We start from the raw sequence: 17,464 nt of genomic DNA, 5'->3' as shown, positions 1-17,464 counted from the left end.
CTACGCTTCCAGACACAGGCCGGCGGTTTCGGACCCAGTGGCGGGGCCGATACGAAAGGCCATAAGACACAACGATTGGCGGGCGCCCGCCCGCGGGAGGTTTCCATGGCATCCGTTCCCTTCGATCAACTGGACGGCTTCATCTGGATGAACGGGGAGTTCGTCAAATGGGGCGAGGCCAAGATCCACGTGCTGACCCATGGCCTGCACTATGCCAGCGCCGTCTTCGAGGGCGAGCGCGCCTATGGCGGCCAGATATTCAAGCTCACCGAGCACAATGAGCGCCTGCATGAATCGGCGCGCCTGCTCGGCTTCAAGATTCCCTATTCGGTCGGCGAGATCGACGAGGCTTGCCGCACGCTTCTGAAAAAGCAGGCTTTCAAGGACGCCTATGTGCGTCCGATCGCCTGGCGCGGCAGCGAGCAGATGGGTGTTTCGGCGCAGAACAACCGCATCAACTGCGCCATCGCCATCTGGCAGTGGCCGAGCTATTTCGACCCGGCGCAGAAGCTGAAGGGCATCCGCCTCGACGTCGCCGAATGGCGCCGGCCCGACCCGCGCACCGCGCCATCCAAGTCCAAGGCTGCCGGCCTCTACATGATCTGCACGCTTTCCAAGCACGCCGCAGAGGCCAAGGGCTACGCCGACGCCATGATGCTCGACTGGCGCGGCCAGGTGGCAGAAGCCACCGGCGCCAACATCTTCTTCGTCAAGGACGGCAAGATCCACACGCCGACGCCCGACTGCTTCCTCGACGGCATCACCCGCCGCACCGTTATCGGCCTGGCCAAGGACCGCGGCATCGAGGTGATCGAGCGCGCCATCATGCCCGAAGAGCTCGATGGCTTTGAGCAGTGCTTCCTTACCGGCACGGCCGCGGAAGTCACGCCGGTCTCGGAAATCGGCCCGTACCGATTCGAGGTCGGCGAGATCGCCAAGACGTTGATGAACGACTATTCTGCCGCGGTGCAGCCAAAGCACGCCATCGCCGCAGAATAGCGATAGTCGCAGCCTTTTTGTGCAACGGGGCGGTTTTCGGGCCGCCCCTTTTATTTGGGCGCCTGCGCAGCAATTCGGCGTCTCATGGGTGCGGGCGATCCGGCGACGGCAGCGGAGCAGCCGGTGGGATTGGCAGGGCGATGGACATACAAAGCATCATCGTCGGCGCCATCCTCACCGACATCATGCGCGCGGTCATGACCGTGATGAAGAATGGGCTTGGCAGAATTTCAGGCTTCCCATGGACGGCTATGGCCGCCCATTTCTTTTGGAGGGATCACCGGTGGACGCAGTCGGCTGTGCCCTCTACATCAGGGCAACACCTCGAAAGGAAAGCCATGGGTCAGCTCAATGCCGGCATCGTGCCGGTCACGCCCTTCCAGCAGAATTGCACCATTCTCTTCGACATGGACGACAAACAAGGTGTCGTCGTCGATCCCGGCGGCGACGTCGACAAGATAGTGGCGGTACTCAAGGACAACGCGATCAGGGCGAAGGCGATCTGGATCACTCACGGCCATATCGATCATGCCGGCGGCGCGATGGATCTGAAGGATGCACTCGGCATCGACATCATCGGCCCGCACGAGGCCGATCGGCCGCTGCTTGCCAATCTCGAGACCCAGGCCAAGCGCTTCGGCCTTACCGATCCGGTGCGCAATTGCATTCCGGACAGTTTTCTCAGCGAAGGCGACACGGTCTCGTTCGGAGAGCATGTGTTCGAGGTGCTGCATTGTCCGGGGCACGCGCCGGGCCATGTCGTCTACTACAACCGCGCGGCCAAATTCGCCCATGTCGGCGACGTGCTGTTTCGCGGCTCGATAGGCCGCACCGATCTGCCGGGCGGCGATCACGCCGCGCTGATCGCCTCGATCAAAGACAAGCTGCTGCCGCTCGGCGACGATATCGGCTTCATCTGCGGTCACGGTCCGGGCGGCCGCTTCGGCGAGGAGCGCCGGACGAATCCCTTTCTGGCCTGATCCTCTGCGCAAAGAAAAAGCGCCGCTGGAGGGCGGCGCTTTTGCCTGGACTGGAAACCGTAAGTCTTAGTTGGCAACACAGAAATGCTGTTCGCCATCGTTGCCCGTGAATGTGCCGGTACGCGAGTTGAAGGTGCGGTACCGGTCGGAGCAATACTCGTACCATTCGCGGGTCCACGGCTCGGCATAGCGGTCGGCATAGACGACGCGCGGCTGTGCATAGTAGCGGCGAACGGGGCGGTCGACATAATAGCCGTCATCATAGGCGGGATCGTAGTATCTCGGCCCAGGGTTGCTGAGAGCACTACCGATCAGGGCGCCCGCCGCCAGGCCGACAACGCCCGCGGCAAGGGCGTCGCCGCCATTGTGATGATGACGACGCCAGCGCCAATCATCAGCATTTGCCGCCGAGAAGGTGGCCAAAGTGGTCGCGGCGACGCCGGCGGTCACAATGGCGGTCTTGAGAATTCGGTTCATTTTCGGTCTCCTTCGCGCCGGCCCGCGTATTTCAGGGGATGCGGGTCGGCTTTAGCAGGGGTTAATAGAAGACCGTGGCTGAACGGAGGCTGAACGGCACTGCGCGAACGATTTCGCGGCTCGACAAAATTCCGAGCTCTGCGGGAGCGCCCCGCCTGCTCAGTCTCCGTCGGATCTGTCTTGAGCCGGCTTAGCCGATAGACAGGTTGACGGCCTTCGGACCCTTGCCTCGCTTGTCGGGCTCGGTGTCGAATGTCACTTTCTGCCCATCCTCAAGACCGGGAAGGCCCGACGCCTGCACGGCCGAAATATGGACGAAGACGTCCTTCGCGCCATCGTCGGGCGTGATGAAGCCGAAGCCCTTGGCATGGTTGAAGAATTTGACGGTGCCGGTCTGCGGCATGGGAAGCTCCTTTGATCCCATCAAGTCAGTCTCGGGCCGGCAAACTGCCCGAGAGGAAATTTGTCCTTTATTTTAGCGCTATCGGCAAGAGAAAGTTTTCGCCTGCCAATACAACTATTTGCCGGACAAAAAAGGGCGCGACGGAACCGTCGCGCCCTTGAAAACTCAAGCTTCCTGCGAAGCCGATTCATGATCCCGCCGCGCCGTTCATCAGCGGAAGGACGGCAGCGTCGCCCGCTCAGGCGGCGCGGAGGTTGACCGCCTTCGGACCCTTGCCCATGCGGTCAGGCTCGACGTCGAAGGTGACCTTCTGGCCATCGACGAGCGTGCGCAGGCCGGAGGCCTCGATCGCGGAGATGTGGACGAACACGTCCTTGGCGCCGCCGTCAGGCGTGATGAAGCCGAAGCCTTTGGTGGCGTTGAAGAACTTTACGGTGCCGGTCTGGGCCATGGGGGAAACTCCTTCACCCGTATCAGTCTCGTGGGCTCGCCCGCTTCCTTGGGCTGATCCCGGTGTTGCTTCGGCAGTCATGCATTCGCGCATGGTCAAAGCCCCCGCCGAAAAACGGGGCCGTCAGAGATTCACACTATCGGGGAAAGGTCGTCCAAAACGTGCCGCTCTCCGGGTCGCAAATGCCCGAACACCAAATTTATTACACGGAAATGTGATGGTTGCAAGACAGCACCGCGGGCCGCCCTCGGCGCGCCCAACGCGAGGCCATCGATAGACCCGGCGCCATGACCGGTCATCGGCCAGTGAAAAGCCGGGCATGGGCCAGTGCGAAAAGCCGACCGGCGATAAATTTCGCCCCGGGCAAAGCACAAGCCGGGGTTGCGTTCGATCCCAAAATGGCGAGGAATTGCGCGAGCTGGCGCGATCGCGCCTGAGCCAGATAGGAGAGGGACCTATGCGATTTCTTGCGGCAATCGTTTCGCGGCAGGGCCTTGTCGCCCTGCTACTGTCGGCATTGCTGGCGGCCTGTACCGTGGTCGTCGACGAAGGACCGCGTCCGCGTCCGCCGAGGCCGCATCCGCAGCTCTGCACGATGCAATACGAACCAGTGTGCGCAAGACGCGGCGGCGACCGCCAGACCTTCGCCAATGCCTGCCTGGCGGAGCGGGCAGGGTATCGTATCGTGCGTGACGGGCCTTGCCGGGATGGCGGCGGTGGCGGCGAGCAAACCTTCTGCACCCGCGAATACGCGCCGGTCTGCGCCAGACGCTACGGCGAGGTGCGCACTTTCCCGAATGCGTGCGAGGCTCGCGCGGCGGACTATCGCATCATCGGCGACGGGCCTTGCTAGCGGTATTGCGGGCAAGTCGTCAGAGCGCTGCCCACACACTTGCATCTGCCGCCCGCTTGGCTTAGGTCCGGCGGGCGGACAAATACGGCAGGTTTCCCATTAACAGAGATCAGAGAAGAGCGGCAAACGCGGGCGGCAAGCCAGGATCGGCGAGCCCCCTCGATCCCTATGTGCAACGGGCGCTGCAGCTGCATCAGGCAGGACGCCGGCAGGAGGCGGAGTCGCTTTACCGGCAGGTGCTGGGGCAGCAGCCTAATCATGCCGCCGCGCTGCATTTCCTCGGGCTCCTCCTGCACCAGACAGGTCGTAGCGAGGAAGGGCTGGACCTCATCGAGCAGTCGGTCACGCTGCAGCCCCAAAATGCCGATTTCCTCAACAACATGGGCACGGTGATGCGCGACCTCGGCCGCGTTGCCGCCGCCGTCGATTTCTTCCGCGGCGCGGTGGACATCCGCCCGGACCAACTCGCGGCGCGCGACAATCTCGGCTCGTCGCTGAAGCAGCTCGGCCAGTTCGAGGGCGCTGAGGAGATCTATCGCGGCACGATCGGCCGCAACCCGTTCCATGTCCGCGCCCGCATCGGCCTTGCCGAAACGCTGCAGGAAGCCGGGCGGCTCGACGAGGCGATTGCGCTCTTCCGCGAGTCGCTGTCGATCCGGCCCAAGGATGCCGAGCTGCTCTACGGGCTGGGCGTCGCCCTGATGGAGAAGGGCAAGCTCGCCGAGGCCGCCGATCTTGCCCGCCAGGCGGTGGCGATCGCTCCGGCGATGGCGAAAGCCTGGCTTCTGCTGACCCAGGTCAAGCGCCAGACCGAGCGCGACGCCGAGCTTGCCGGCATGGAGGCCGAGCACGCCAAGGCGCCGCAGGACAGCCTTGCGCGCATGCAGCTTTCCTTCGGCCTCGGCAAGGCCAATGACGATCTGAAGGATTATGGCCGCGCCTTCGACTATTTCGCCGAGGGCAATGCGATCCGCCGGAAGGGCATCGATTACGACCCGGTGAGAACGCGCGACGAGTTCGAAGCGATGAAGTCGGCCTTCGACAAGGACTTCTTCGAAAAGCACAGGCCGAGCGACATTTCCGACGACACGCCGATCTTCGTCGTCGGCATGCCGCGTTCCGGCACGACGCTGGTCGAGCAGATCATCGCCAGCCATCCGCAGGTCTTTGGCGCGGGCGAGCTCAGCATCCTGAAGTCGGTCGTCGGCAAGCAGTTTCCGATGAGCATGCCGGGCGGTTTTCCCTCAGGGATAGCCGACATGCCGGACAAGGCCTTTGCCGAGGCCGGGCAGGCCTATATCGACATGCTGCATGCCCGGTATCCGGGCTTCCGCCATGTCACCGACAAGATGCCGGGCAACTTCCTGCTGGTCGGCTTCCTGCACATGATGCTGCCGAAGGCGAAGATCGTGCATTGCGCGCGCGACGCCGCGGCCACGTGCCTGTCGATCTTCAAAGTGCATTTCCGCGGCGACAGCCATCGCTACGGCTACGATCTCGGCGAGCTCGCCGATTTCCATAACCTCTACACCGACATCATGGCGCATTGGCACAAAGTTCTGCCCGGCGTCGTCCACGACGTCCGCTACGAGGATTTCGTCGCCGATCAGGAAGGCCAGACGCGGGCGCTGATGGCGCATCTCGGCCTGCCTTGGGATGACAAGGTGCTGGCGTTCCACGAGACCGACCGGCCGGTGCGCACGGCGTCGGCCGCGCAGGTGCGCCAGCCGATGTATCAGGGCTCGGTCGACCTGTGGAAGCGTTATGGGGAGCGGCTGAAGCCGCTGCTCGTCAAGCTCCAGAACGGATAGGGCCGGGTTGGACTGGTAGGCCGCTTGCTCTCAGCCATCGCAGGCCTGTGAGATTAGCCGCTGCCTCGCAACCTCGGCATTCCAGGGCGAAGCAGGAGCTCCGCTCCAGCTCCGCCCGTGGATGAGGACCGAATCGGCTGTGCTCAAACCTCGATAAATGGCTGGAAGCCGCCGAAGATCATGCGCTTGCCGTCGAAGGGCATTGTTGACCAGTCCATCTTGAGACGTTCGTCGGCCATCACTTTCGCCATGACCGCGTCGCGGCTCTGCCTGGATTCGTAAACGACCCAGGCAAAGATGACGACTTCGTCATCCTTCGCTTGCACGGCGCGCGGGAACGAGGTCAGTTCGCCATAGGGCACGTCGTCGCCGATGCATTCGACATAGGCGAGCGCGCCGTGCTCCTTCCAGACGGCGCCGGCATTCGCAGCCATTTTCTTGTAGTCATCGAGATTTGCCTTCGGCACGGCAAGCACGAAACCATCGATATAGGACATGGGTAAACTCCTTCGCTGAAAACGAGCGCCGGGCCGGCGGGGATACGACCCGGCGCGGGTGAGCGCGTCAGCCCTGGGATTGGCGGGCGACGCTTGCTCGCTCGGAAACCTATTTTACCGGCGCGTTCATCGCCCAGGCGACGCCGAAGGGATCCTTCACCTGGCCCCAGCGGTCGCCCCAGAACATTACCTGGAGGGGCGTGACGACTTCGCAGCCGGCGTCTACCGCGCGCTTCCACCAGGCATCGACGTCGTCACTACCGAGATGGAGCTGGAGCGTATAACCCTGCGCCGCCTGATGCGGATGGCCGTGCTCGGGATAGGCGTCGCCCAGCATGAGCGTCGAGCCGTTGACATAGAGATGGATATGCATGGTGCGGCCCTTGTCGTCCGGCGGATAGGCAAAGACTTCCTCGGCCCCGAAAGCCTTCTTGTAGAACTCGGCCGCCTTGATGGCGCCGTCGACCTGCAGATAGGGGGTCAATCCGCCAAGAACTTTGGCGCGGGGCGGGTTCTGGTCGGTCATTTCACGTGTTCCTCTTCACGGGTTGATTGGGCGTTGCGATCAAAAGACGGACGAGGCGACAGCAATCCTACACGGGCAGCGGAATTTTTTTAGCGGGGCCGGGCCCGGACCGGCCGGGCAGCCGTCGCATGAACCCGTTGGTCACTTTCAAATGACGTCGGTCGAGAAGGTGGCTGTGCAGCGGCCGTTTCGCGTGTCGAGAATTTCCGGAAAACCGATGTCCTTGCGCAGGTCGGCCGGCAGCGAAAGCAGAATGCGCTCGCTGCGGTAGCGGGCGCGCGCCGTCGCATATTGGCTGGCGATGCGGCTGATGGATGACAAGATGGACATGATAAACTCTCCCTGGTTGGTGCCGTCAGCACCGTGTCGGCATCCCAAGGACGAGGAATGCTGCGGCAATCCGACAGGTCACCGGAATTTTTCATGCGCGCCCGGAAAGCCGGCCCGTATAGGCCGGCCCCCCGTATAGGCCGGCCTTGTCGTGGCTCTCAGCGCTCCGTCGCGGCCACCGAGCGGAAGAACCCTTCCGGACTGTCGACTTCGGTCAGCCGCCGCTTCTCGATCAGCCAGAACCGGTTGCCGATCGCGCGGATGAAGGAGCGGTCGTGCGAGGCGAGCAGGCAGCTTGCCTGATGCTTCAGCAACTCGTCCTCCAGCGCTTCCTGGCCGTCAATGTCGAGGTGATTGGTCGGCTCGTCGAGGAGGTAGAAATTGGGGTTGAGAAGCCGCAGCACCAGCAACATCAGCCTCGACCGCTGTCCGCCCGACAACGCGGCGATCCTTTTCTCCTGCATCTCTATGGCGACGCCGGCGCCGGCGAGAAGCGAGCGGGCGCGCTGCTCGCCGATCTCGAAGCGGCGCGAGACCATCGCCAGCGGGGTGGCGTCGGCGCCGATGCCGGACAGAGCCTGGTCGCTGTAGCCGAGCACGGTCGACGGCGTCACCTTGACGCTTTCTTCCGACCCCGGTTCGGCGATGGCGGCGCGGATCATCGCAATGAAGCGCGATTTGCCGACACCGTTGCGGCCGAGCAGCACGATGCGGTCGCCTTGGCAGATATGGCGCTTGCCGGTCCTGAACAGCAGCGTGCCGTCGGGCGTTTCGACCGCCGGGTCGTCGAGCGTGATCAGCACCTTGGCGTGGGTGCCGCGGTTGGCCAATCGGATCGCGCCGGCCGAACGCTCGCGATGCGCTGCCACGGCTGCATCTTCCAGCCTTTCGGCCCGCTCCCTGAGCTGCTTGGTTTTGACCGTCAGCAGGTCGCTGCCGGAATTGATGCCGATGTTGTTGAGCTTGGCTGCCTGCCGGCGCAACTGCTGTGCGACCTTCATGTCGCGCTCGAACCGCCGCGCCGTCGAGGCGTCGACCTCGTCGAGCGCCTGCCGGGCGCGCGAATAGGGCAGCGAAAACACCGGCGATTCTTCCGGGCGCAGGAAGAGCGTGCGGTTGGTGGTGGCGTCGAGAAAGGCGCGGTCGTGGCTGGCGATGATCACCGGGACCTCGCGTGGCAGCGCGTTGAGCCAGGTTTCGAGCTGGCCGATCTTGGCGAGGTCGAGATGGTTGGTCGGCTCGTCGAGCAGAAGCACGTCCGGGTTGGTGACCCAGACGCGGGCGATCAGCGCCAGCCTTTGCCAGCCGCCGCTCAAGGCCCGCATCGGCCTGTCGCGCATGTCCTCGGGCACATCGAGCGAATCCAGCACCACGTCGACGCGCCAAAGCTCGCTGCCAAGCTGCTCAGGCGGCAAGGCATCGGCAACCACCTGATGGAAGCTACGGTCGAGCTGCGCGCCGGGGACGGATTGCTCGACATGGCCGACGCGCAAGCCGCGCGTCCGGGTGATGTCGCCGCTCGTGGCGTCCAGCTCGCCCGCCAGGCATCTGAGCAGGGTGGTTTTGCCACGGCCGTTCGCCGCGACGATGCCCAGCCGGTCGCCGGCACCGATGATGAGGTCGAGGTTGGAGAAGAGCGGCGCACTCATGGTGACGCCGAGGGATTTGAGGCTGATCAGGGCCATGTCGATTTCTCTGGTCTTGCCGGAGCCCGGCTCAATGCACTTTGACGGTGCGCCGGTAGGCCATCAGGCCGAGATCAGCGGCACCACGAAGGGCAGACCAAAAATCGAAGCGGGGGAAAATTCCCGGACCGTCCTGGTCAGCCCTGCAAGCAAGCTCGCAGGGCACAGACAGGGCCGCGCTGACGGTGGTGATCGATAGACACGCAGCCCTCCTTTCCAGATGTTCGAGTTGGGGAAACTGGTACACCTGGGGAGGGGGCATGGCAAGGGGCGGCAGGACAGAGCGGGGGCGCTGAACCTACCGATCTCCCCTCTTGTGGGCCCATTGTGGGCGAGATGTCCGGCAGGACAGAGCGCTGTCCCGCCGGCAACATATCAATCTCTTCAGAAATCAGTGCCCCGGCCGCCCAGTCTTGCTCGGCCGGCGCTTTTGACGGCGCTCATCGGCTGGGTCTTCGTAAGAGCCGATGCCAGAGCGCTGGCGGACGATGGGTTTATCGTCGCGTTCCTTCGCGCCCCCCTCTGTCCTGCCGGACATCTCCCCCACAAGGGGGGAGATTGGCCGTGGCTTCGTAGGCACCGTTCCTTCGACGGGTTTTTCGGTCCGGCGCACCGTCATCTCGTCGAGCGAGTTCTTGCGGAACAGCGACCCGGTGCGGTCGCCCGGGATGCCGAAGTCGGAGCCATGCGCTTCCTGCGCCGATTGCTTCTTGAACAGCGAACGCGAGACCGCGCCAGCCGGCGTCGGCATGTCGGTGCCCGGTCCCATGTCGTCGATCGACGGCTTGGCGAAAAGCGGATTCTTCACCGGCACCGCGCCGTCGGCGCCCATCTCGTCGAGATGCGGCTTGCGGAACAGGCCCTTGGCGTCGTCATCGACGGAGCGGTGCACCGCACGTCCCTTGTTGTGCCTGCCTTTCTCGCGGCCGGAAACCGGGCTTTCCATATCGGCGTAGCGGGCAAGCGGGTCGTCCGAGATGGACAGTTCCATCTCCCGCAGCCGCTTGATCTCGTCGCGGATGCGGGCGGCCTTCTCGAAGTCGAGATTGGCGGCGGCATCGCGCATCTGCTTGTCCAGCGCCTCGAGATGGGTTTTCAGATTGTTGCCTATCATGGCGCCGGCATCGTCGGTGAACTGCGAGATGTCGGCGCGCACGTGGTCCTTCTCGTAGACGGAATCGAGGATGTCGGCGATGCGCGACTTGACCGATTCCGGCGTGATGCCGTTGGCCGCGTTCCACTCCATCTGCTTCTCGCGGCGGCGGTTGGTCTCCGCCATCGCCCGTTCCATCGAGCCGGTGATCTGGTCGGCGTAGAGGATGACCTTGCCGTCGACGTTGCGCGCGGCGCGGCCGATCGTCTGGATCAGCGAGGTCTCGGAGCGCAAAAAACCTTCCTTGTCGGCGTCGAGGATGGCGACGAAGCCGCATTCGGGAATGTCGAGGCCTTCGCGGAGCAGGTTGATGCCGACCAGCACGTCGAAGGCGCCGAGGCGCAGGTCGCGCAGGATCTCGATGCGCTCCAGCGTGTCGATGTCGGAATGCATGTAGCGGACTCGAATGCCGTTCTCATGCAGATATTCGGTGAGGTCTTCGGCCATGCGCTTGGTGAGAACCGTGACCAGCGTGCGGTAGCCCAGCCTGGTCGTCTCGCGGATTTCGCCGACGACATCGTCGACCTGGCTCTTGGCGGGGCGCACCTCGACCGGCGGGTCGATCAGCCCGGTCGGGCGGATGACCTGCTCGGCGAAGACGCCGCCGGACTGGTCGAGCTCCCAGCCGCCCGGCGTCGCCGAGACGGCGATCGACAGCGGGCGCATGGCGTCCCATTCCTCGAAGTGCAGCGGCCGGTTGTCCATGCAGGAGGGCAGGCGGAAGCCATACTCGGCCAGCGTCGCCTTGCGGCGGAAGTCGCCGCGATACATGCCGCCGATCTGCGGCACTGTGACGTGGCTCTCGTCGATGAAGATCAGCGCATTGTCCGGCACATATTCGAACAGGGTCGGCGGCGGCTCGCCCGGCTGGCGACCGGTGAGATAGCGCGAATAATTCTCGATGCCGGCGCAGGAACCGGTCGCTTCGAGCATCTCGAGGTCGAAGCGCGTGCGCTGCTCGAGACGTTGCGCTTCAAGCAGACGGCCAGCCTTTTCAAGCTCTTGCAGGCGGTATTGCAGCTCTTCCTTGATCGACTTGATAGCCTGATTCAAGGTCGGCCGCGGCGTCACATAGTGCGAATTGGCGTAGATCTTGACGCTCTTCAGCTCACCGGTCTTCTGGCCGGTCAGCGGATCGAACTCGGTGATCGCCTCGATCTCGTCGCCGAACATCGAGATGCGCCAGGCGCGGTCTTCGAGGTGGGCCGGAAAGATCTCGATCGTGTCGCCGCGCACGCGGAACGAGCCGCGCACGAAGTTGATGTCCTGGCGCTTGTATTGCTGGGCGACGAGGTCGGCAAGCAAGGCGCGCTGGTCGAGCCGGTCACCGACCTGCATCTGGAAGGTCATCGCCGTGTAGGTCTCGACCGAGCCGATACCGTAGATGCAGGAGACGGAGGCGACGATGATGACGTCATCACGCTCCAGCAGCGAGCGCGTCGCCGAGTGGCGCATGCGGTCGATCTGCTCGTTGATCGAGGATTCCTTCTCGATATAGGTGTCGGTGCGCGGGACGTAGGCTTCCGGCTGGTAGTAGTCGTAATAGGAGACGAAATACTCGACCGCGTTTTCGGGGAAGAATTTCTTGAACTCGGCGTAGAGCTGCGCGGCCAGCGTCTTGTTCGGCGCCAGGATCAGGGCAGGGCGCTGCGTTTCCTCGATCACCTTGGCCATGGTGAAGGTCTTGCCGGAGCCGGTCACGCCGAGCAGCACCTGGGTGCGGTCGCTTTGCTCGACACCCTCGACAAGGTCCTTGATGGCGGTCGGCTGGTCGCCGGCGGGCTCGAAATCCGACACCATCTTGATGGCGATGCCGCCTTCCGATTTTTCCGGCCGGGCAGGCCGGTGCGGCGTCCAAAGCTGGCCATCCTTGTGCAGCGGATTGCCGGATTCGATGAGCCTCGACAGTGCGGCGACGGTCGCGGTCACACCGCTCGAGGAAACCTGCTCGGCGTCCTCCAGGCTGATGTCGAGACCGGCCACCGGGTTGAGGCCGGCGGCGGCGCGTTCTTTCGCCGATGCCGCGCCGCCCATCGAGGTGCCGCGCGCCGTGCGCCCGGGCGCAGCAGAGCGCTCGGGGACCTTCCTCGGCGCTTTAGCCTTCGGCTGCTTTTGCGCCTCGCGCTCGATCTGCCCGGCCCAATCGGAGATCGAGCCGGTGAGAGGCGCGCCGGAGAACTCGCTTTGCGGTGCTTCGGCGAAGCCGCCGCGCTCCAGGGGCTCGGCGGCGTCGAGGAATTCGGTCAGCGGACTGCGCCGTTTCGGCGCGCCCTCTTGCGCCGGCGAGGGCGTTTTCTTGTCGGTGCGTTTGGCCATGGCCCGAATATGGGAGGACTCGGCCGAAATGGAAAGAGCGGAGTGAAATGGCGGGTGCGCGCTGCCGAGCCTGCTGACAGAAGCCTGTCAGGAGGCATGTCGCGCGCGCCGTTTCGTTTCAGTTGAACCACAGCGCGAATATCAGGAAGCCGGCGCCGCCGAACTCGCGCTGAATCTGATTGAAATCGTCGCTGGTGAGGATTTTTCCACTTTCGAGGTAAGGCGCGATGGCCGGGCCGGTGATCGACAGGACGAGGTCGAAAGGTTTCGGCTCGTCGAAGAAGCGCTTCATGTTGATGCCTTTGCCGATGACGCGGAAATGCGGCAGCAGCACGCGGCCTTCGAGAAGGTCCTCAGCCATGGTCAGGGCGGCAAGCCATGCCTGCACTTGCGCCTCGCCGACCTCGAGGCCGGTGAGCGGGTTGACGCCCTTCTGCTGCGGTCCCGGCAGCCATTCGCGGTCATTGTCGGTTTCGGCGCGTATCGCTTTCCAGTCCTCGCGCGAAAGCCGGATCATCTCCAGCAGGTGACGGCGCGCCGCCTTCCGGCGCTCCGGCTCGATCACCGGCCAGTTGACGAGATGCACCAGCGAGATGAAGTCGGCAAAGCGCCATTCCGAGGCGAAGATGCTGCCGCTCATGCCGCCATCCGGCGGGACCAGCGCGTCCTGCAGCGGCAGTTTCGCGTGCGGAAACAGCATGTGGAAAGAGCCGTCGAACATGGCTCTGAAATCATGCGCCAGCCAGAAATCGGCCTGCGCCATCAGGAACTCGGCATAACCTTGCAGCCAGAAACCGTCGGCGCGGTCGAAGCGGAAGGTAAGCGAAGGGGCGGCATCGCTTGCGTCGACGCCGCCGCGTGAGAGCGAGGCCATGATCGCGGCGATGCTTTCGTCCGGCGCGATGCTGCCGTCCTCGTTGAGATCGATACCGGCATGAGCGAGGTCGACCACCATGCCGATATCGGCGTCGGTGGGCACCGAGCCCAGCGTGGCGGCGGATTTCTCCAGACGGTCGCGGAAAGCGATCAGGATGGCGCGGAACTTTTCATAGGTGAGCGGCTCGGGACTGGGATTGTCCGGCACGGGCAGCCGCATCAGCGGTAGCATGAAGGATTGCGGGCTCTCGAAACCGTGCCGATGCAGACCGCTGGCCAGGATTTCCAGCGCGGTAAAGAATTCGCCGGCGCCGGCGGCATAGGCCGATGCCGGATCGCTCGGTGCCGCCGCCTCCAGTGCCGCCAAGGCAGTATTCCGATCCGCTACGGTCTTCGCCTCGAACAGGGCGGCCGGGTCGGGGCTAGCCGCTTTGGCGTAAGCAAACGGCAGGAGCAGCAAGAGTGTGAGTGCCACAAGGCCCGACAGTCGCTTCACGATGGATCCTCCCGTCCCAATCCCGCCAGCCACAATATACGGATTTGCGGCGCTTCGCCTGCAGCTTTCTCCTGTCGCGTAGACGGTCTACACACGATGGCAAACGGTTGGGCATCGCGTGTCGAATTATCCGCTCTCCTACAAATTGTCGTGGCTGCCGCGTTTTCTGAAGCCGTCGCTTGGCGGCGACAGAAACGGTTTCGCGGCCCCGGCAGCGACGCTGATGGTGCCGGGGCCAACGCAAACTGTGCGGCTTGCCTTCATCGGCGACCTGTCGGCGGTCGCCAATCGCAGGGTGCCGGAATGCGACCCTGCGATCGCGGCGCTGCTCGCTTCGGCCGATCTCGTGGTCGGCAATTGCGAAAGCCCGATCGTCGAGCGGCCGAGCGCGGTGGCGGGCACGCGGCTTGGCACGCATCACGCGATGAGCGAACGCTTCCTGGCGGATTCGCTGGCAGCCGTCGGCATTGCCCGTGACAGGCTCGTGCTGTCGCTCGCCAACAATCATGTCCTCGACCAGGGCGTTGCCGGCTTCGACGAGACGGTCGCGGCGCTGAAGCGGCTCGGCATCCGCACCATCGGCACCGCGGCCGGCGGCCCGGTCCAACACCAGGCCGCCGGGCCGCTGACGATCGGCTTCGCCGCGTTCACGCTTTGGCGCAACGCTGACGAGGCCGAATTTCGGGCGCGGATTTCCATGGCGGGCGATCCGGCCGAATGGCCGCTCGGGATCCTCGCGGACGTCGACTTGCTCTGCGCGGCGCCGCATTGGGACTGGGAGTTCCGGCATTTTCCGAGACCTGCGACGCGGGCACTGGCGCGACGGCTGGCGGGTCGCGGCGTCCGGCTGATTGCCGGCCACCACGCCCATGTCGTACAGCCGCTCGAGCGCATCGGCGATGCGCTCGTCGCCTACGGTCTTGGCGACTTCCTCGGCACGGCTTTTGCCAGGCAGCCATGGCCCGGCCGCATCGGTTCGATCCTGGTCGTCGACGTCCGCACGGACGCAGCCGCGCGAGGCAAGATTGCCGCTTACAAACTGCATTTCTTCATGCGCCTCGCCAAAGCCGGCCATGAGCAGCTGGTGCCGGTGGAGGCGCTGAAGGAGGAATTGTTGAAGCGGAAGGTTACCGAACGCCTGAGCGCGATCTTTTCCGGCTGACAGCCGACTGCTGACCGGCCCGACTGGCCGCGGCGAGCTTGCCGCAAAGACAGCTGTAATGCCTTGGATGCAGTTCAGCAGTCGAAGCCGTATTGGGTGCGCATGTAATCCGCTTCTTCCTTGGACATTTTCTTGAACATCACGCAGACGGTGAAGCTGCCGACCTGATGGCCGTCCCTGGTGTATCCCCAGTCGGAGATATCGTCCTTGGAGAATTCGATGTTCTGGCCGAATACGACGTTGCGGACGAGTTTAGGCTCGTTCGCCAATATGCCGACAAAGCCGGTGGCGGTCCGCTTGAAGGGGATGACCCAGAAATGCTCCGTCGCATGTCCGTCGACCACCATGACCTTCAGCTTGAACCTGCCGGTTCCCGGCGGCGGCGCGTCGGACAAAGCCAGGAAGTCGTCCAGGCTGGATCGTGCCTTTGCAATCGCCGCCGCCATTTCGGCATCGTCCGGGGCTACCATCACCGTTTTGTCGTCACCCTGATCGGTGTCCTGCGCTCGAACAGGCAAGGGCGCGAGTGCCAGTAACAAGCTTAGTGTGGCGCGAACGGCAAAGGTCATGAAGCCCCCCAACTCCAGGTAGGCGCTCATCTTCCCGCATCGTGCCGGCATTATCAATCAGGCACTGCATTGTTCCGACGCGCCAGCGGCGGCCTTCGTCTGCAGCGTTCCGGTACCCCTATGGTTTTGCCGGGTGGTCAGTCTATCCGTCACGAGCGGATGGTAACGGGAACGGAAGCGCTCTAGGTCGTCAAAGAGTCGAAAGCGCCGAGCGCCGGAGAGGACAGGACATGCGAATGAAACTTGGTGCCACGGCGATGATCCCGGCGAGGATGCAGACGTGACCTTGCCCGGCGGTAAGAGGGCCAGGGTGCGGCTCGACCGCAACGACTTCGCCACTTTCTCCGGCGGCAGGTTTTCCTTTGTTCATCCGAGCAGCATTTCCGTCACCAAGACGGATCTCGGCGAGAGCATCACCCAATACCTCGCTGCCTCGGCCCTCGGCACCGTCGTCGTGGTGCAGGAATACGGCAAGATGAATCCGGTGTCGCTCAATCAGCTGATGCTGCAGGAGATGACCAAGGAGTCGGTTCAGGCGGGCGGCACGCTGATACAGGAGCCGACGACCCGCAAGCTCGCCGACGGCAAGCAGTTGACCGGCATCAAAGCCACGGTGAAGACGCGTACCGACAAGGCCGATTTCGAGATCGTCGGCTTCGGTCTTGCCGATCAGGGGCTGCTGTTCATCACACGCATCGGCGATCAGGACACCGCAACCGAGCAACCGATGATCGACAAATTCTGGCAGACGCTGAAGGTCAAACTGTAAGGCGCGCTGATATTCAAGTGCCTGGAATACCGGTTTCGTGCGCTTCCGGTGCTGGATTACAGCCCGCTCGGCACCAGTCCCGCCAGCCAGTTCGCCGATCGCTTTGCCATGTCCACCGTCGCGTTGGCCGCGCGGCCGAGATCGGTCTTGACCACGGCATAACCAGCCTTGGTGCGATAGAGCACGGCGCTGCCGCCGTCGACCGCGGCCTCGAAGGCAACAGGCCGCGCGGCTTCCGTCTCGCTGGCCGTCACCGTCGTGCCGACCGGGACGCTCGGCCGACGGCTGAGCTCGGGCGGCAATGGGGCAATGGGTTCGACGACGCGGTTCGGCGGCCTCAGCTCCGGCCTTGACGCTTTGGCTGCGAGCTCCGAAGTCGATGCCGACCCTTTGGTGCGGCAGATGCCGGAAACCAGCGGATAATTGAAATTGCGCTGATGCAGCATCTGGCTCTTCATCGCCGCTTCGCAGTCGGCAATCGTCGCCCATTTGGCGGGAGTCTCGCCGATATACTCGCAGAGCTTGGCGTCGCAGTCGCAGCCGACAATGGTCATGGCGACAAGGGCGGTCTTGATCACGGTCTTGTCCCTTTGAACTTCGTTCCCAGGCGATCAATCGCCGGGGAACAAGGCGGGATTTGGCCGCGATTGTGAATTGAGCGTGTCGGCGCGTTGCTTGGCTTGCGACTGTGGCGGGGAAGCATCAGTGGCAGATGCTGGAGCGGTGCCGGACGCTGGGAAGGGCCGGTGAAGGGGCAGCCCAAAAGACAGTCGGCGCTGGGATTGCTCCCAGCGCCTCCCTGTCAGATCAGGAACCGGTTACGGCAGCAACTTCCGTAAAGTCGTCGCGCCAGGCCGGCCTTGATTTTGACGGTCCTGCCAGTCGCCACCCGAAGGCAGCGTCCGTTCCAGACCACGCCGATCTCCGCCCTTGCGGGCTTTGCCGGCGCACCATCGAAGGTTTCACCCGCCTTCATGGCAGCATCGGTCCGCCGTCGGCGTTCGCACGCTTTCCGCGGCACCCCGTAGGTCTCGGCATCCGTCCCTCCAGCAGGCGAACCTGCTCTCGTTCTGGGCCGTACGGGCCTCAGGAAATCCGCCTTGCGCTTCTG

General features: G+C 63.9%; 17 protein-coding genes. 6 read left to right on the top strand and 11 right to left on the bottom strand.

Translation table 11 applies throughout. From position 1 onward, the window contains the following. The first annotated feature begins 105 nt into the window (after positions 1-105). Positions 106-999 (top strand): branched-chain amino acid aminotransferase, encoded by an 894-nt coding sequence (locus CK218_RS00585; RefSeq protein WP_066994408.1) that lies wholly within the window; start codon positions 106-108, stop codon positions 997-999. A 338-nt stretch (positions 1,000-1,337) separates the two neighbouring features. Beyond that, positions 1,338-1,979, top strand: a complete 642-nt coding sequence (locus CK218_RS00580) for an MBL fold metallo-hydrolase (RefSeq protein ID WP_066994919.1) — start codon at positions 1,338-1,340, stop codon at positions 1,977-1,979. A 66-nt stretch (positions 1,980-2,045) separates the two neighbouring features. Here CK218_RS00580 and CK218_RS00575 read toward each other — a convergent pair whose 3' ends face one another. From CK218_RS00575 to CK218_RS00565, 3 genes are all read right to left on the bottom strand, one after another. After that, entirely contained in the window at positions 2,046-2,456 is a 411-nt protein-coding gene (locus CK218_RS00575; protein WP_095826565.1) for a BA14K family protein, read from the bottom strand. A gap of 190 nt (positions 2,457-2,646) precedes the next feature. Continuing rightward, positions 2,647-2,859: a cold-shock protein gene (locus CK218_RS00570; RefSeq protein ID WP_006202521.1), complete on the bottom strand. Its 213-nt coding sequence runs from the start codon at positions 2,857-2,859 to the stop codon at positions 2,647-2,649. 238 nt (positions 2,860-3,097) lie between these two features. Next, entirely contained in the window at positions 3,098-3,310 is a 213-nt protein-coding gene (locus CK218_RS00565) for a cold-shock protein (RefSeq protein ID WP_006202520.1), read from the bottom strand. 457 nt (positions 3,311-3,767) lie between these two features. Between CK218_RS00565 and CK218_RS00560 the strand changes: the two genes are divergently transcribed. Then, complete coding sequence (locus tag CK218_RS00560; RefSeq protein WP_066994414.1) at positions 3,768-4,163, top strand: Kazal-type serine protease inhibitor domain-containing protein; 396 nt, start codon at positions 3,768-3,770, stop codon at positions 4,161-4,163. A gap of 170 nt (positions 4,164-4,333) precedes the next feature. Then, entirely contained in the window at positions 4,334-5,974 is a 1,641-nt protein-coding gene (locus tag CK218_RS00555) for a tetratricopeptide repeat-containing sulfotransferase family protein (RefSeq protein WP_095826564.1), read from the top strand. A gap of 143 nt (positions 5,975-6,117) precedes the next feature. Here the strand turns inward: CK218_RS00555 and CK218_RS00550 are convergent, their stop codons facing one another. The 6 genes from CK218_RS00550 to CK218_RS00520 all read right to left on the bottom strand — a co-directional run bounded on the left by CK218_RS00550 (position 6,118) and on the right by CK218_RS00520 (position 13,853). Beyond that, on the bottom strand, positions 6,118-6,471 hold the full coding sequence (locus CK218_RS00550) for a DUF1428 family protein (RefSeq protein WP_095777316.1): 354 nt from the start codon (positions 6,469-6,471) through the stop codon (positions 6,118-6,120). Between the two features lie 109 nt (positions 6,472-6,580). Beyond that, positions 6,581-6,997, bottom strand: a complete 417-nt coding sequence (locus CK218_RS00545; protein WP_066994423.1) for a glyoxalase/bleomycin resistance/extradiol dioxygenase family protein — start codon at positions 6,995-6,997, stop codon at positions 6,581-6,583. 147 nt (positions 6,998-7,144) lie between these two features. Next, positions 7,145-7,327, bottom strand: a complete 183-nt coding sequence (locus CK218_RS00540; protein WP_067326607.1) for a hypothetical protein — start codon at positions 7,325-7,327, stop codon at positions 7,145-7,147. Positions 7,328-7,485: 158 nt separating this feature from the next. Continuing rightward, positions 7,486-9,012: an ABC-F family ATP-binding cassette domain-containing protein gene (locus tag CK218_RS00535; protein WP_095826563.1), complete on the bottom strand. Its 1,527-nt coding sequence runs from the start codon at positions 9,010-9,012 to the stop codon at positions 7,486-7,488. Positions 9,013-9,403: 391 nt separating this feature from the next. Next, complete coding sequence (gene uvrB / locus CK218_RS00525; RefSeq protein ID WP_095826562.1) at positions 9,404-12,481, bottom strand: excinuclease ABC subunit UvrB; 3,078 nt, start codon at positions 12,479-12,481, stop codon at positions 9,404-9,406. A gap of 118 nt (positions 12,482-12,599) precedes the next feature. Beyond that, entirely contained in the window at positions 12,600-13,853 is a 1,254-nt protein-coding gene (locus CK218_RS00520; protein ID WP_095826561.1) for a hypothetical protein, read from the bottom strand. Positions 13,854-13,971: 118 nt separating this feature from the next. On the opposite strand from CK218_RS00520, the gene CK218_RS00515 reads away from it, so the two are divergent. Next, positions 13,972-15,015, top strand: coding sequence for a CapA family protein (locus CK218_RS00515; protein WP_095826560.1), 1,044 nt, complete (start codon positions 13,972-13,974; stop codon positions 15,013-15,015). A 74-nt stretch (positions 15,016-15,089) separates the two neighbouring features. On the opposite strand, the gene CK218_RS00510 is transcribed toward CK218_RS00515, so the two are convergent. Next, positions 15,090-15,614, bottom strand: a complete 525-nt coding sequence (locus tag CK218_RS00510; protein ID WP_348626854.1) for a DUF2314 domain-containing protein — start codon at positions 15,612-15,614, stop codon at positions 15,090-15,092. A 250-nt stretch (positions 15,615-15,864) separates the two neighbouring features. Here CK218_RS00510 and CK218_RS00505 point away from each other — a divergent pair, with 250 nt between their 5' ends. Next, positions 15,865-16,353 (top strand): hypothetical protein, encoded by a 489-nt coding sequence (locus tag CK218_RS00505; RefSeq protein ID WP_245434827.1) that lies wholly within the window; start codon positions 15,865-15,867, stop codon positions 16,351-16,353. A gap of 56 nt (positions 16,354-16,409) precedes the next feature. Here the strand turns inward: CK218_RS00505 and CK218_RS00500 are convergent, their stop codons facing one another. Further along, positions 16,410-16,931, bottom strand: a complete 522-nt coding sequence (locus tag CK218_RS00500) for a hypothetical protein (protein ID WP_095826559.1) — start codon at positions 16,929-16,931, stop codon at positions 16,410-16,412. Positions 16,932-17,464 lie beyond the last annotated feature (533 nt).

It is taken from the genome of Mesorhizobium sp. WSM3879 (assembly GCF_002294915.1).
GTDB lineage: Bacteria > Pseudomonadota > Alphaproteobacteria > Rhizobiales > Rhizobiaceae > Mesorhizobium.
This window is presented reverse-complemented; position numbering and strand designations above follow the sequence as displayed.